The following is a 14938-nucleotide window of genomic DNA, read 5'->3' as shown; positions in this document are numbered from 1 at the left end:
CCATGACCCCCAAGAATGGCACCAGGCGACGCCGGGTTTGGCGCTGGGTTGCCGGGTTCGGACCCTATCGCGTGCTGCGCCTTGTTTCAGCCGGTCGACGGCGGCGAGGCCGCGCCTGGCTCCGCTACGGCCGCGCCCCCCGGCTGGTCGGGTAGCCCAGCAGGAACAGGGCCTCGGCCAGCGCGATCTGTTCGATCTCGCTCGGCGCGACGCTCTCGTTCGGCGCGTGCATCAGGCAGGCCGGCTCCGCGACGCCGATCAGCATGATCTCCGCGTCCGGGTAGGTCTGGGCGAACGTGTTGCACAGCGGGATGGCGCCGCCCTGCCCGGCGGTGGTCACCGGGCGGCCGTAGGCCAGCGCCATCGCCGCGGCCATAGCCTGGTAGCCGGTCCCCTCCGTCGACGCGCGGAACGGCGCGCCGAACCCCTCCAGTTCCACCTCGACCTCGGCGTGCCAGGGCGCGGCGGCCCGCAGGTGGGCGGCGAGCAGCTCGAAGGCGGCCTCCGGGTCGACCCCGGGCGGAACCCGCAGGTTCAGCCGCACCGCGGCGTGCGGCTGCACAGCCGACGGAGCGCCGGTCAGCGGCGGCGCCTCGACACCGATGACCGTCAGCGCCGGGCGGGCCCACAGCTGGTCGGCGACCGTCCCGCTGCCGAGCAGGTCCACCCCGGGCAGGACGTGCGCGTCGGCGCGCAGCTGCTGTTCGGGGTAGGCCTCGCCGTCCCAGACACCACCGTTGGCCAGACCGGTGATCGTGACGTCGCCGGCCTCGTTGTGCAGCGTCGCGAGCATCGCTACGAGCGCGAGCAGCGCGTCCGGCGTCGCTCCGCCGAAGGTGCCGCTGTGCATGCCGCTGGTCCCGGTCGTCACCCGGACGACCGCGCTCACCATGCCGCGCAGCGCGGTCGTCATGGTCGGCACTCCGACGGCGACGTTGCCCGAGTCGCAGATGACGATCGTGTCGGCGGCGAGCACGTCCGGGTGCTGCTCGACGAACCGTTCCAGGCCGCCGGTGCCCTGCTCCTCCGAGCCTTCGACGATCACCTTGATCCCGACGGCCGGCGCGTCACCGACCGCGCGCAGCGCCGTCAGGTGCGCCAGCAGGTTGCCCTTGCAGTCGGCGGCGCCCCGGCCATACCAGCGGCCATCCCGCTCGGTCAGCGCGAACGGCGGGCTGTCCCAGCGCGTGTCGTCGCCGGGCGGCTGAACGTCGTAGTGGGCGTAGAGCAGGACCGTCGGCCCGCTCTCGGCCGCCGGGCGGTGACCGATGACGGACGTCGACCCGTCTGGCGTCTCCACCAGCCGGACGTCCGGAAGCCCGGCGTCGCGCAGCGCGGCCGCCACGAGGTCGGCGGCGCGCACACAGTCCGCCGACGGGCCGGTCTTCGGGTCGAAGACGCTCGGCAGCGCCACCAGCTCGGCGAGATCCTCGAGTGCTCGCGGCATCAACGCCCGCACCCGCCCGGCGACGTCGGCGGCCAGCTCCCGCGTGAGGGCGTCGGACAGGCCTGCCGGGCCGGCGGCGGCGTCTCCACCGGACACGCCGGCGGTCGGGGAGGTCCGGGACGGGCCGGGGGCGACGGGCATGGCCACTATCTGACCACGCCCCCCACCGGTGTGCCGCCGCCGGCCGGCGGGTCACGACGCCCCGTCGACCTCAGGCGCGCCGTCCGGGCGCGGGCTGGGATTCTGGGACGCATGGACGACCGGGCCGGCGAGAACAGGCAGGCGGCCGGGCTGGACCCGGTGACGCTCTCGGTGCTGTCCAGCGCGCTGGCCGGCATCGCCGAGGAGATGGGGACGCTGCTGGTCCGCAGCGCCTACTCGTCGAACATCAAGGAACGGCGGGACTGCTCGGCCGCGCTGTTCGACGCGACCGGCCGGATGGTCGCACAGGCGGCGCACGTCCCGGTGCACCTGGGCGCGCTGTACGAGTCCGTCCGGGTGGTCGCCGAGCGCGCCGCGGCGGGGTCACCCAAGGCCGCGCACGGGCCCGGTGACGTCTGGGTTCTCAACGACCCGTTCGCCGGTGGCAACCACCTCCCGGACGTCACCCTGATCAGTCCGCTCGACTTCGAGGGCGAGATCGTCGGCTACGCGGCCACCCGGGCGCACCACTCCGACATGGGCGGCATGCGGCCAGGCTCGATGCCGGCGGACTCCCGCGAGATCTTCGCGGAGGGGCTGATCATCCCGCCGGTCCGGCTGGTGCGTGCCGGCGTCTGGCAGGACGACATCCTGGACCTGATCTGCGCGAACTCCCGCACCCCCGACCTGCGCCGCGGCGACCTGCGCGCGCAGGCGGCCGCGAACCGGCTGGCCGGCGTCCGGCTCGCAGAGCTCGCCGAGCGCCACGGCATCCCGACCATCCTGGCCGCCTTCGACGAGGTGCTGCGGTACGGCGAGCGGCGCAGCCGGGCACTGGTCGCGCTGCTGCCCGACGGCCGTTACGAGGCGGCCAGCGAGCTGGAGGGCGACGGCGCGGACGACGTCGACATCCCGCTGCGAGTCCGCGTGACCATCGCCGGTGACGGCCTGACGGTCGACTTCGCCGGTACCTCCCCCACCGTGCGCGGCAACGTCAACTGCCCGCGCGCGGTGACCCGCTCGGCCTGCTGCTTCGCGCTGCGGGTGCTGCTGCCCGACGACGTGCCGGCCAACGACGGCACGTACGCGCCGCTGACCGTCGTGACCGAGCCCGGGTCGCTGGTGGACGCCCGCCGCCCGTCGGCCGTCGTCGCCGGCAACGTCGAGACCTCCCAGCGGATCGCCGACACGGTGCTCGCCGCGCTCGGCGCGGCCGTCGCCGCCGCCCGCGCGGCCCGATCCGGTGCGCCGACCGCCGGCACGGGCGGTGGGGTGGGCGGCGGCACGGGCGGTGGGGTGGGCGGCGGCACGGACCCGTTGCCCGTGCTGCCCGCGCAGGGCCAGGGGACGATGAACAACCTCGTGATCGGCGGGGACGGCTGGACCTACTACGAGACGCTCGCCGGCGGCGCCGGCGGTTCGGCGCGCGGGCCGGGCCCGTCCGGGGTCCACGTCGGGATGACGAACACGCTGAACACCCCGATCGAGGCGCTGGAGCTCGAATACCCGATGCGGGTCGAGCGCTACGAGCTGGACGAGACGACCGCCGGCGCGGGCCGCCACCCCGGCGGCGCCGGCCTGGTCCGCTCCATCCGGGTGCTCGCCCCCGCGACCCTCTCAGTCCTCACCGACCGCCGCCGCCACGCTCCCCAGGGGGCCGAAGGCGGCGCGCCGGGCGCCGTCGGCCACAACGACGTCGACGGCGACCCACTCCCGCCCAAGGCCAGCCGCCCCCTCACCGCCGGCTCCGTCGTCACGGTCCGGACCCCAGGCGGCGGTGGCTGGGGCACCCCACCCGCTCCGGAAGACGCTCATCGCCAATAGCGTGGTGGATCCCGTCGAGGATCGACGATCGTGTACCTGCCACGCGGTTCCAGGCCGTGAATGTGGACGAGCCGTTGGTCGGTGACTTCAGCGAGGTCGTCAACGATGCCCGGCATGCTGGAGATTACGGCGCCCATGGCCAACGCGAGCCCCTTCAAACCGGGGCGACGTTGCGTGTAGCGAATGTGGTGGAGGCCGGACTTTCGGATGGCTGTGGTCTCGATCGGTTCTTCGAGCTGCCGGCTGTCGTTGGTCAGGATTGCGTCAAAACGAGCATTGTGGGCGTCTGCCAGTACTGCGTGATCCTTCTTACCCTTCCACCCGAGTTCTCGTAGATGGTCGACCTTCTCGTGCGGTAAGAGGTGTCGGAGGACGGAGACGAGCTGTACCGGGGTGTCCTCATCGAGAAGAATTCGCATCAGGCGGCCGAGGTGCCTCGGCGGGGCTGGCTGTAGCTGTCGACGTAGAGCGCGAAGTCGGTCGCGTCACGGGCCGCCTCGGTGGAGACGTCTGGGTAGTAGTCCCTGACCTGCTCGGGTGGCACCCCGTCGCGCACCAGCCCGGCGACCAGGTCGTAGGGCACTCGGGTGCCGGCGACGACGGGCTCGCCGCCGCGGGTCTCCGGGTCGATCTCCAGATGCCGGCGCGGATGGAACAGGTTCGGAACGACGACACCCTCCCGGACCGCGAAGGGCTCGAGAACGTCACTCATGACGACGAGAACCCCTTGGCCGGGCTTGCGGACAAGATCTGTCACCGCGTCGGCATCGACCAGCATGACGGTATCGCCGTCGGATACTAGTCGGTATCGCGAAAGGTGCTCGTACTCACCCAGGTTGCGGAGGTTGTCGATCGCCTTTCGGACGCGCTGCAGGGAGACCGTGCGACAGAGGAAGACGCAGGTCCGCAGCGCCAGGAGATCGCGGAAAGAATAGAGGACGCGTGGCGGGCTGGCTGAGATCTCCGGCACGAGAACCGGCCCGGCGCCGGAATCTCGTCGCCAGTGCGACAGCTGCCGTTGGGTGGCACCCGAAAGGGCGGCCGCCAGCTGGGTGGTGTATGCCACGTCGCCCTCCTTCCGGGTCTCTCTGCCATTCCGGAGACACGTGAAGAACAGCCCACCGGACGACTGTGATCTTATACCCTTCCGGGCTCATGATCTGGGCGCCGTGGCGACGGATCGCGAGCGCTCCTGAGCGTTCACGCGGCGGTTGTGGCGGGTTGGGGGGATCGCGGCCGTGCGGGGAACGTGGCCGTGGTTCCCGCCCGGCCACGGCACGACCGCGATCCGTCTAGGGGGTGGGCGGGCGGTCGCCGGGCGGCGGGTGCTCGGCGACGGCCGGTGAATAGGCGGCTGGTGGGAAGCCGTAGGAGGAGTGGCGGGCGGGGCTGCCCAGCTCGATCTGGATGGTGCGGACGGAACGCCAGTTGACGAGCATGGTTCGGCCGTTCGCCAGGTGGAGCTGCTCGACCTCGCAGCGGAAGACGGCCTGGGCGACGCGTCGGCGCAGTTCCTCCGGGTCGGTGTCGGCCGGCAGCTCGAACGCCTGGCCGTCGATCACGATCCGCACCCCGGCCTCTGGCCGACCGGTTCCAGTCACGAGTCAACGTTCGCACGTGTGTTCGAGTAAGGCAACGTCGTGGGCTCCGCTCCTGCTCACGTGTCGCCATGTGCACGGTCTGGTGCCGACCGGAGTGGCTATCCCACTCGCTCGTCACTGCCCGCGTTCTATTGCTTTCGTGTCGTTTCCGGTGGCCTGACATGCCCGCCTAGGTGGGCCAAGGGTCCGGGCGTCGTCCTTCTGGAGGCTCTTGCGCTTTACGGTAAGGCTGGCCTAAGTTAGGCAAGCTTGCCTTAGGTTAGGCCAGCCTGAGTGACTTACAGCGGCGAAGGGAAGGGGTGGCCGGTGCTTCCCACTTTTGTGATCGGCCTGCGTGAGGGGCTGGAAGCATCCCTGATCGTCGGCATCGTCGCCGCCTTCCTCCGGCAGCGCGGCCGGCGTGACGCGTTGCGCCAGGTCTGGTTCGGTGTCGGGCTGGCCCTGCTGCTCTGCCTGGCGGTCGGCATCACCCTGCAGGCGGTCGACCGGGAGCTGCCACAGCGCCAGCAGGAGGGGCTGGAGACCGTCATCGGGCTCATAGCGGTGGCGATGGTCACCTACATGATCCTGTGGATGCGGCGGAACTCCCGCGACCTCAAGCGTTCGCTGGAGAACGCGACCGCGTCGGCGCTGGAGACGGGGTCCACCGGCGCGCTGGTCGCGATGGCCTTTCTCGCCGTGCTGCGGGAGGGCTTCGAGACGGCGGTATTTCTTATCGCGGCCTTCAACGCGAGCACTTCGCCGGCCAGCGCCGGTATAGGCGCGCTCCTCGGTGTGATCGTCGCGGTCGTCATTGGTGCCGGTATCTATCGCGGCGGCGTGCGCATCAACCTTTCCCGCTTTTTCCGGGTTACCGGGCTCGTTCTCGTCCTGGTCGCCGCCGGACTGCTCGCGACGGCCGCGCACACCGCCCACGAGGCCGGCTGGCTGGACGCCGGCCAGAAGCAGATGTTCGACATGTCGTGGCTCGTGCGGCCGGGCACGCCGTTGGCCAGCGTGCTGACCGGCGTGCTGGGGCTGCAGCCGCGGCCGGTCGTCGCCGAGTTCGTGGCCTGGATCGTCTATCTCGTCCCGCTGGTGCTGTTCATCGCCTGGCCTACCAGGCGGCGCGGGTCTCCTGCCGGGCCAGCCACCACGCCGCCCGCTGCGGCGGAAACCGCGACACCGCAGGACTCCACTCCAGAGGCCACCGTGCCGGCGGCTGTCGGGTCGGCGCCCGTCGGGCCGACGGCGCAGACGTCGACGGGTGAGCTCCAACCGGAGCCGGCTCCCAGGAAATAGCCGCCGCGTCGAAAACACTGCCGACCGTAATACGCCGGCGCCTTGCCCGAGCCTGCCGCGGCCAGGGCATCCGTGGCCGGGCAGCCCCGCAGTCCCGCCCAGGGTTGCCCGCCACACAAACAAACACTCACAAATACTGGGGGTACTCCGTGCGCCGCGCACCAATCGCGTTCAGCGCCATCGCCGTCATCACCGCCGCGTGCGCCGCCTGCGGAGGTAGCTCGTCGGGATCCGGGACGAGCGCCGGCAAGCAGACCGTCAACGTGACGATCTCGTCGAAGGGCTGTACTGCTGACCCCGCGACCATTCCGGCGGGGGCGACGACGTTCAAGATCACAAACAAGGACGCCGACGCCATCACCGAGACCGAGTTGCTCAACGGAGACACCATTCTCGGTGAGAAGGAGAACCTCACGCCGGGCCTGTCCGGCACGTTCTCCCTCAACGTCAAGCCGGGCAAGTACCAGATTTACTGCCCCGGCGCGAAGGGTGGCCCGGAGAAGGTTGACTTCGTCGTCACCGCGGCGGCCTCCGGCGCCGGCGCGGCCACGCTGTCGCCCGAGGTGACCACCGCGCTCAACACGGCGACCACCCAGTACGCCGACTACGTGAAGGCTCAGGTCGCGGAGCTGGTCACCAACACCACGCCGTTCGTCGCCGCGGTCAAGGCCGGCGACCTCACCCAGGCCGCCGCCCTCTACGGCGCGCCCCGGCTGAACTACGAGCGGATCGAGCCGGTCGCCGAGGCGTTCGGGGATCTCGACCCCGCCATCGACGCCCGGATCGACGACGTCGACGACCCGGCGAAGTGGACTGGCTTCCACCGCCTGGAGAAGGCCATCTTCGCGGACAAGTCGCTGGACGGCATGGGCCCGATCGCCGACCAGCTGCAGTCCGACGTCGGCAAGCTGAACACGCTCGTCGCCACGACCACCTACCAGCCGGCCCAGGTCGCCAACGGTGCGACCGAGCTGCTCGACGAGGTGGGCCAGTCGAAGATCACTGGTGAGGAAGAGCGCTACAGCAAGCTCGACCTGCTGGACATGCAGGGCAACATCGACGGCGCGGACAAGGCGTTCACCCTGCTCCAGCCGGGCCTGTCGAAGATCAACCCGACGCTGGCCTCGACGGTCCAGGGCCGCTTCACCGACATGTACGCCGCGATGGCGCCGTACAAGGAGGGGACGGGCTACGTCTCCTACGACAAGGTGACCGAGGCCCAGCGCAAGACCCTCTCGCAGGCCGTCGACGCGCTGGCGGAGCCGCTGTCGCAGGTGGCCGGGACGATCGTGCAGTAAGGCACCGCACGGGCGGCCGTTTCGAGCGAGAAGCCGGACGGCCGCCCGGCGGTGGGTACCTCCCAGGAAGATCACGAGGGGATTCAGCAGTGATGGCCGAGCAACGTGGGCTCTCCCGACGCCGGGCGCTGCTCGGCGCGGCCGGGTTGGCGGGGGCAGGGGCGGCGACACTCGCCGGCTGCTCGGACGACGGCTCGAAGCCGCCGTCCGGCGCGGCCCGGGACGTCGTCGCCTTTCACGGCCCGCGACAGGCCGGAGTCAGCACCGAGGCGCAGGACCGGCTGGCCTTCGCGGCCTTCGACGTGTCCGCCGGGGTGTCCCGCGACGAGCTGCGTGACCTGCTGCGGACCTGGACCGACGCCGCCAGCCGGATGGCGGCCGGTCAGCAGGTCAGCGACGTCGAGTCGGCGCCGCAGTCGCCGCCCAAGGACACCGGCGAGGCGCTGGGCCTGTCCGCGGCCAACCTGACCATCACCTTCGGCGTCGGCCCGTCGCTGTTCGACGACCGTTTCGGCCTGGGCGCCCGGCGGCCGGCGGCGCTCGCAGACATCCCCGCGCTGCCCCGCGACGAGCTCGAGCCCGACCGCGGCGGCGGCGACCTGTGCATCCAGGCCTGCGCCGACGACCCGCAGGTCGCCTTCCACGCCGTGCGCAACCTGCGCCGGCTGGCCCAGGGCACCGCCGTCCTGCGCTGGTTCCAGCTGGGATTCGGCCGGACGAGCACCACCAGCTCCAGCCAGCAGACCCCGCGCAACCTGATGGGCTTCAAGGACGGCACGAACAACATCAAGCGAGAGGACACCAAGTCCCTCGCCACCAATGTCTGGGTCGGCCAGGACACCGACCAGGCGTGGATGCAGGGCGGCACCTACGTGGTCACCCGCCGGATCCGGATGCTGCTGGAGGCGTGGGACCGCGACTTCCTCGCCGACCAGGAGGAGGTCTTCGGCCGGCGGAAGGACACCGGCGCGCCCCTGGGAGCGGAAACGGAGTTCGACCCGGTGCCGCTCGCCGCCAAGGGCGAAGACGGCGCCTCGGTGATCTCGGCCGACGCCCACATCCGGCTCGCCGCTCCGGCCACCAACGGCGGCATCACGCTGCTGCGGCGCGGCTACTCCTACACCGACGGCGTCGACCAGCAGACCGGCCAGCTCGACGCGGGCCTGTTCTTCATCGCCTTCCAACGCGACCCGCGCACCGGGTTCGTCCCGGTCCAGCGCAGGCTGGCGCAGTCGGACGCACTGAACGAGTACATCCGGCACACCAGCAGCGCGCTGTTCGCCGTCCCACCGGGCGTCTCCGCCACCGGCGGAGACTACTGGGCCCGAGGCCTGTTCGCCTGAGACCCGGCGCTGAGCTGGCCGACCCGGCGGTCGAAATGATCGCCGTTCTGGCCCTCAACTGGTCGTGTTCTAGGACCGCCGACGACCACTTGAAGGCCAGATCGGCGATCTTGGATCGAAGTCGGCGGTTGGGGGCCGGGTAGGCCCGGAAGGCATGGCGTCAGAAGGTCTTCGCGCCGACGGTCGAGGGGCGCGGCGGGGGTGCGGGCTGCGTGTTCGCCGCCGGGACGACGCCGATCGCGCCGCACTCGGGCCCCATCCGGTTCAGCAGAATCGGGATGCGGTGGGTCGCGAGGTAGGCGTCGACGGCCTGCTGGGAGCCCTTCCACCAGCCGTAGTCGTCCACGATCAGCACCCCGCCGGGCGTGATCCGCGGGTAGAGGTGCTCCATCTCGTGCCGGGTCGACTCGTACCAGTCGGTGTCCAGCCGCAGTAGCGCGATCCGCTCCGGGGCCTGCGCGGGCACCGTCTGCTCGACCAGGCCCTTGACGAAGTGAATCCTGTCCTCGGGGTAGCCGATCTGGGCGACGTTGGCCCGAACCTGCTCCAGCGGCACGATCGACCAGGCGGAGGCCGGGTCGGTCGGGTCCGCGTGAGCCAGCAGGTTCTCGGCGGTCTGCCCATCCGGGGCGATATCCGCGCCGGTCGGCGCCGGCATGCCCTCGAAGGTGTCGAACAGGTACAGGTGGCGTGAGGTGTCGCCGAGCTGGAGCAGCGTGCGCGCGGCCGCCATCGCCGAACCGCCGGCCCAGACGCCGCATTCGACGATGTCGCCGGAGATTCTGTTGTTCACCAGGTAGCGGACGGCCTGGATGAGGGCGAAGACCTTCGACGGGTCGGTCATGGTGTACGGCGACGTCTCCCGGATGGTCGAGACGGCCAGCGCGTCCATGCCCGGCAGCTCGAACCCGGCGCGGCGCCGGACGACGTCGAAGCCCGCCTGCCGGACCGCGCTGCGCAGGGTCGACTTGGCCTGGTTCGCGTACGTCGTGACCTGCTTCTTGGAAGCCATGCGCCTCTCCTCGACTACGGGCCGCGCGCCGCCGTCGACAGGCCGGGTACGTCTGCCGTGGCGGAGTAGAAGCGATGATTTCATAGCGGTCTGTGGCATCTGCGGACCGGGCTCGCCCCTTTTGGGATGAAGTGTCCGAAGCCTGGTGGTGGGCTGGCTGGCGCGGCCGAGGCGGACTGGCCAGGCCACGGTCCGCTTGCGGCGGGGTGATGGACGCCGCAGGGCACTCCGGCGTCACGCGATGCGTGGGTAAGGTTAGGCCAGAAGGGGAGTAGCCCTGCTGCCCGGCATGCCTGCTGTTTCGGTAGGCGCGTGCCGGGCGGCCCTGTCGTCGACATACTGGCGGCGTCGCGAGGCGGGTCGGCAACGGCCGGCCGGTACGCGGCGCAGGCCCGGCGGCTGGGCCTGGTCGGTCTCGGAACCGGTCGGGTGGGCGAGACCTTCGATCCGGTTCACGACGCCGGGTCGAAGGCGTCCCCGCGCCCCGGCCCGGCCCGAGAAGAAGGGCCAGGCCGTGAGCCTTACTGCCGCGCTCGTAACGTTCGGCATCATTTTTCTCGCTGAGCTGCCCGACAAGACCCTCGTCGCGAGCCTGGTGCTCGGCAGCCGGTTCCGGCCGCTGCACGTGTGGGTCGGCGTGGCCGCCGCGTTCCTCGTTCACGTCACGCTGGCGGTCGCCGTCGGCAGCGTCTTCACGCTCCTGCCGCATCGCGTCGTCGACGCCGTGGCCCTCGCGCTGTTTGTCATCGGGGCGGTCCTCGTCTACCGAGAGGGCAACGACGACGAGGCCGAGGAAGAGGCCGAGGCCGAGCAGGAGGTCGCGCGGGCCGCCGGCACGGACGCGCGGGGCGCGACGACCGAGGCCGTGCCGGGTCCCTTCGGCGCCACCAGCGTGGCCCGGCCCGGCGAGCCCACGACGGCGACAGACGCCTCGGAGGCCGGCGTGGCGCCCGCCGGCGTGGCCACCGCGGGCGTGGTGACCGCGGGCGGCAAGAAGGCCCGGGAGACGCCGCGCGGGTTCTGGCGAGTGGCGGCGACGTCGTTCACCGTCATCTTCGTGGCCGAGATGGGCGACCTGACCCAGATCTCGACGGCCAATCTCGCCGCCAGGTTCGGTTCGCCGGTCTCGGTCTGGCTCGGCGCGGTCCTCGCGCTCTGGGCCGTCGCCGCGCTCGCGATCGCCGGTGGCCGCAGCCTGCTGCGGGTCATCCCGGTCAAGGTCATCACCCGGGTCGCGGCGGCGGCGTTCGTCGTCCTCGCGGTTATCAGCCTGGTCGACGTCATCCGCGGCTGAGCGGGCCGGTGCGACCCGGCATGCTGTTCCCATGGCGACGACGGCACGGCGGCGGGGCGATCCCTGGGCTCCAGTGGTTCCGGATCTCCCGACCGAGCGGCCCGGCGCGGCGTCGCCCGGCCCGGCCGAACCCGTCGAGCTCGCCGACCTGCTCGCCGCGACCGGCGACGGGACCGGACGCGACGTCCGGCTGGTCGGGGCCCGGCTGGCGAGGCTGCGCGTGGTCGGCGGCGACCTGTCCGGCGTCACCCTGCGGGACGTCGCGGCCCGGGAGGTGGCGCTCGCGGGGACCGTGGCCGACGGTGGCGCGGCGACCAGGGTGGCCGTCGACGGTGGCCGGCTGTCCGGCGCCGTCTGGGTCAGCGGTGAGATCCATGACGCCCGGCTGACCGGTGTTCGCGCCGACGGCCTGACCCTGCGCTTCTGCCGGCTGCACCGCTGCCGGTTCGAGGACTGTGACCTGACCGGGCTGGATCTGACCAGGAGCCGGCTCGACCACGTCGAGTTCATCCGCTGCGACCTGACCGGCGCCGACTTCTCCGGCATGACCGTCGTCGCCGCGCGATTCGCCGACTGCCGGTTCGACCGGGTGACCGGTGCCGACGGCCTGGCCGGCGCCCAGGTCGGCGCAGGCGACCTGGTGGGTCTCGCCCCGTCGCTCGCGACCGCTCTTGGCATCGTCTTTCAGTGACATTCCTGTCACTGAAAGGTCCAGGCGGCCCGGTGATGGGTTCTACGAGTAACTAGTTCTGTACGGATCGTTTCGACCCGGTGTCGGGACCCGCGACCCAGCGTGCTTATATCGGTGCGTCGACAGGGTGTGAGCCATTGCCCCGACGTCGGGCGACGCTCGGCCGCGGGTTCGGAGACTCCTGTCGTCGCAGGCAGCGCGGGCACCACGAGGTCGACCACAGTCGGCGATCCGGGTGGCCGCTTCGGCGGAGGTGAGTGGGGCGTGGGCGAGACCGTGGACGATGGCGCCTGTGGCGGATGGCAGCGGGTGCCGGAGGAGATCGCGCAGCGGCTCGGTGACGTGCCCGGGGCCGCGTACGAGGTCCCCGACGAGGTGACCTGCGCGCTCGAGCGCGGTCACCAGGGCAACCACACGGCCGTCCTGCAGGGCTGGGGCGACGACGAGGTCTGGCTGCTCTGGACCGTGCCGAAGACCGTCGTCGCGCCCAGCTGCCGCGCCGACGGCCTGACCTGCCTGCTCCCGAACGGCCACGCCGGTCGTCATCACGTGCTCCTGGCCGATGTCGTCGAGGACGACGGCCCCTACTGGGTTACTGACCGCGCGGAGCTTGAGGCGAGGCTGACCCGCGGCTGAGCCGCGCTGGCTGGCGAGCCTTCGCCTGGCCGGGGAAGCGGCCAGGCACCGGGCCTAGACGGGCTCAGGCCCGGCATCCGTCGCCGGCAGCGCGAACACGAGGCTCAGGTCGGCGTCCGAGCTGAAATCCCGCAGGCTTGCCCCTGGTGGCAGCTCGGCCAGCACGGCACACAGGCCCTCGGCGCTGGTTCCCTCGCCCGCGACGACGACGCGCTGGCCCGCCGGCTCCCGGCGTGCCTCGTCGCCGTCGGCCCGGACCCGGTCACCCGCCCCGCCCGCGGCGATGTCGCGGCGGGTGACCTCGGCGGCGTGCGCGAGCCCGTCGGCGAGCCGGTCGGCCTCGGCCGGCCGCAGGTAGACCGCGTTGACGGCGTCGAGCAGCGGTGACTGCAGCCGCAGCACAACCACCCGATCTCCCTCGGCGCCACCGGGCTGGGTGCCGACGGTGACCGAGCTTCCGTCGGTCCGGTGCAGGAACGTGACTCCACTCCCGTCTCGTTCGCCGGGGAACACCGGCCTCGGGTAGCCGGAAGCCACGGCCGACGCGGGCCCCGGCGCCGCGGCGCGCTGGCTGAGAGTACGGGCCTGTTCATCACGCATGGTCGCAAGATCGCATCGGAGCCGGCCCGATCCCACCCCGCGAGGCGGGGACCTTTTGGTGACCGGCCCGCGACCGCCGGGCTCGGGCCTGCCGGTCGCGTTCGGGTCGCGGTCCGGACCGGAGGGGAAGCGGTGGGTGAACTTCGTAGACGGGGTGTGAGCGTGCGCCGAGGGGGGTAGGGCATCGATCGATTGGCCTGGACCGGCGGTGGCGGGGAGCGATGATCCTTAGAGTGAGCGTCGAAGTGACAGGCCCGCATGCCATCGTGATCCGGCCAGAGGGCGACATCGACTACTCGTCCCTCGACCCGTTGCGCGAGGCTCTGATGGACGCCCGGATGGCGGGCGTCAGCGAGATCGTGGTGGACCTCGCCGAGGTGGGGTTCCTCGACTCGCAGGGCCTGGCCGTCATCCTCTACGCGCACCGTCGGCAGCGCTCCACCGGCGGGCGGCTGATCCTGCGCAACCTCAACGACATGGCCTGCCGTCTGTTGCACGTCACGAACCTCACGACGGTTCTGGAGGTCGAAGGCGGCGTCGGTGAGCCGCCGACCGTGGCCGCGGTCACCGGCCCACGCCCCGCGAGCCGCCGCGACTGACGTGGCGGCCAGGCACGGGTTAGAACCCGGACCCGGTGATGGCGGCGCGGTACTTCGTGTCGACCGCGTAGCGGCTGAATCCAAGCCCCTCGTACATCCGCACCGCCCGGACGTTGTCCTCGTCGGCGTAGAGCATCACCGCGGCCAGGCCCCGGTCGTCCCGCAGGTGGCGCAGCCCGGCCAGGGTGAGGGCCCGGCCCAGGCCGCCACCGGCCCCCGCCGGATCGACGCCCACGACGTAGACCTCCCCGATCGGCCCGGCCGCGACGACCCCGGCCGGTGGCGCGGGATCCACCGGGTGCACCTTCGTCCAGTGGAAGCCGACCAGGTCGTCGCCCCGCTCGGCCAGGAAGAAGCCGGCCGCGTCGAACCAGGGTTCCGCCTCGCGGGGCAGCAGGTCCTGCTCGGTCCAGCGGCCCTGCTCCGGGTGGCTCGCGAAGGCCAGGGCGTTCAGCGCGAGCCAGCGGCCCTCGTCCTTCCCCGGTTCGAACGTCCGCACCGTCACGCCGGCCGGCCACACCGGCTCGGGCAGGTCGGCCCCGTCGAAGGCGACCAGCGGGCGGCGCAGCTGCAGCAGCACACGGCCACGGGAAAACCCGGTCCGGTCCGCCAGCGCCGCGGCGGCGGCCGAGTCGCCGTGCGCCCAGATGTCCAGCGTGGCCGGCCGGGCCGCCACCGCCGACGCGGCCTGGCGTACGGCGTCGAGCAGTGTCGCGACCAGCCGCGCTCCGATGCCGTGGCGCCGGTGGGCCGGGTGAACGACCAGCTCCGCCTCCCAGGCGCCGTCGCCGGCCCGGGTCAACTGGGCGTACCCGGTGATGGCCCCCGCCTCATCGGCGGCGACCAGATGAGACCGGTCGGGCGAGGCGCCGGCACCGGGCCGCAGCGTCAACGCCACGTCGTCCGAGACCGGCCCGACGCCGTCGGCGGCCTGCGCCGCGGCGACCAGCGTTCCGACGCCGGCGGCTTGTCCCGCCGGCAGACTGTCCGACCAGCTCAGCAAGCTCACCAACCGACGGTAAGCCAGGTCCGCCCGTGCCGCACGAACCGGGGACGAAGCGGGCCAGCGAAGCGGACCAGCGGTGGGATCCGCCGACGGACGCCGCCGCGGGGGGGGGGGGGGGGGGGGGGGGGGGGGGGGGGGGGGAGAACAAAACAGCGCGCCCCCCGC

At 72.0% G+C, this 14938-nt stretch carries 15 protein-coding genes; 8 read left to right on the top strand and 7 right to left on the bottom strand.

Annotated elements, in window-relative coordinates; translation table 11 throughout:
* Window positions 1–124: 124 nt before the first annotated feature.
* Window positions 125–1588 carry a dipeptidase gene (locus I6A60_RS33685; protein ID WP_203020555.1) on the bottom strand — a complete coding sequence of 488 codons (1464 nt, stop codon included), beginning with the start codon at window positions 1586–1588 and terminating at the stop codon, window positions 125–127.
* Window positions 1589–1699: 111 nt separating this feature from the next.
* Here I6A60_RS33685 and I6A60_RS33680 point away from each other — a divergent pair, with 111 nt between their 5' ends.
* A complete protein-coding gene (locus tag I6A60_RS33680; protein ID WP_203020557.1) occupies window positions 1700–3412 on the top strand; it encodes a hydantoinase B/oxoprolinase family protein in 1713 nt (570 codons plus the stop codon).
* Here the strand turns inward: I6A60_RS33680 and I6A60_RS44275 are convergent.
* The 3 genes from I6A60_RS44275 to I6A60_RS33665 form a co-directional block, all read right to left on the bottom strand.
* Complete coding sequence (locus I6A60_RS44275) at window positions 3400–3831, bottom strand: DUF5615 family PIN-like protein (RefSeq protein ID WP_203020559.1); 432 nt, start codon at window positions 3829–3831, stop codon at window positions 3400–3402. The genes I6A60_RS33680 and I6A60_RS44275 overlap by 13 nt on opposite strands.
* A complete protein-coding gene (locus I6A60_RS33670) occupies window positions 3831–4478 on the bottom strand; it encodes a DUF433 domain-containing protein (protein WP_203020561.1) in 648 nt (215 codons plus the stop codon). Before I6A60_RS33670 ends, I6A60_RS44275 begins: the two co-directional genes overlap by 1 nt.
* A gap of 226 nt (window positions 4479–4704) precedes the next feature.
* Window positions 4705–5013 (bottom strand): hypothetical protein, encoded by a 309-nt coding sequence (locus tag I6A60_RS33665; protein ID WP_307873995.1) that lies wholly within the window; start codon window positions 5011–5013, stop codon window positions 4705–4707.
* A 306-nt stretch (window positions 5014–5319) separates the two neighbouring features.
* On the opposite strand from I6A60_RS33665, the gene efeU reads away from it, so the two are divergent.
* From efeU to efeB, 3 genes are all read left to right on the top strand, one after another.
* Window positions 5320–6294 (top strand): iron uptake transporter permease EfeU, encoded by a 975-nt coding sequence (efeU, locus tag I6A60_RS33660; RefSeq protein ID WP_203020563.1) that lies wholly within the window; start codon window positions 5320–5322, stop codon window positions 6292–6294.
* Between the two features lie 149 nt (window positions 6295–6443).
* Window positions 6444–7592 (top strand): iron uptake system protein EfeO, encoded by a 1149-nt coding sequence (gene efeO / locus I6A60_RS33655; RefSeq protein ID WP_203020565.1) that lies wholly within the window; start codon window positions 6444–6446, stop codon window positions 7590–7592.
* A gap of 92 nt (window positions 7593–7684) precedes the next feature.
* On the top strand, window positions 7685–8935 hold the full coding sequence (gene efeB / locus I6A60_RS33650; RefSeq protein ID WP_203020567.1) for an iron uptake transporter deferrochelatase/peroxidase subunit: 1251 nt from the start codon (window positions 7685–7687) through the stop codon (window positions 8933–8935).
* Window positions 8936–9095: 160 nt separating this feature from the next.
* Here the strand turns inward: efeB and I6A60_RS33645 are convergent, their stop codons facing one another.
* Window positions 9096–9947: a TylF/MycF/NovP-related O-methyltransferase gene (locus I6A60_RS33645; RefSeq protein WP_203020569.1), complete on the bottom strand. Its 852-nt coding sequence runs from the start codon at window positions 9945–9947 to the stop codon at window positions 9096–9098.
* Window positions 9948–10461: 514 nt separating this feature from the next.
* Between I6A60_RS33645 and I6A60_RS33640 the strand changes: the two genes are divergently transcribed.
* The 3 genes from I6A60_RS33640 to I6A60_RS33630 all read left to right on the top strand — a co-directional run bounded on the left by I6A60_RS33640 (window position 10462) and on the right by I6A60_RS33630 (window position 12568).
* Complete coding sequence (locus I6A60_RS33640) at window positions 10462–11241, top strand: TMEM165/GDT1 family protein (protein WP_203020571.1); 780 nt, start codon at window positions 10462–10464, stop codon at window positions 11239–11241.
* Window positions 11242–11272: 31 nt separating this feature from the next.
* On the top strand, window positions 11273–11932 hold the full coding sequence (locus I6A60_RS33635) for a pentapeptide repeat-containing protein (protein WP_203020573.1): 660 nt from the start codon (window positions 11273–11275) through the stop codon (window positions 11930–11932).
* A 264-nt stretch (window positions 11933–12196) separates the two neighbouring features.
* A complete protein-coding gene (locus I6A60_RS33630) occupies window positions 12197–12568 on the top strand; it encodes a hypothetical protein (RefSeq protein WP_203020575.1) in 372 nt (123 codons plus the stop codon).
* 54 nt (window positions 12569–12622) lie between these two features.
* Here I6A60_RS33630 and I6A60_RS33625 read toward each other — a convergent pair whose 3' ends face one another.
* Window positions 12623–13168 (bottom strand): hypothetical protein, encoded by a 546-nt coding sequence (locus I6A60_RS33625; protein ID WP_203020577.1) that lies wholly within the window; start codon window positions 13166–13168, stop codon window positions 12623–12625.
* 221 nt (window positions 13169–13389) lie between these two features.
* Here I6A60_RS33625 and I6A60_RS33620 point away from each other — a divergent pair, with 221 nt between their 5' ends.
* Window positions 13390–13767 (top strand): STAS domain-containing protein, encoded by a 378-nt coding sequence (locus I6A60_RS33620; protein ID WP_203020579.1) that lies wholly within the window; start codon window positions 13390–13392, stop codon window positions 13765–13767.
* A gap of 19 nt (window positions 13768–13786) precedes the next feature.
* Here the strand turns inward: I6A60_RS33620 and mshD are convergent, their stop codons facing one another.
* Window positions 13787–14776, bottom strand: a complete 990-nt coding sequence (gene mshD / locus I6A60_RS33615; RefSeq protein WP_203020581.1) for a mycothiol synthase — start codon at window positions 14774–14776, stop codon at window positions 13787–13789.
* Between the last annotated feature and the right edge of the window lie 162 nt (window positions 14777–14938).

The sequence above is a fragment of the Frankia sp. AgB1.9 genome (genome assembly GCF_016786355.1).
Lineage (GTDB): Bacteria > Actinomycetota > Actinomycetes > Frankiales > Frankiaceae > Pseudofrankia.
Note: the sequence above shows the minus strand (reverse complement) of the source record. Positions and strands in the feature narration are given on the sequence as shown.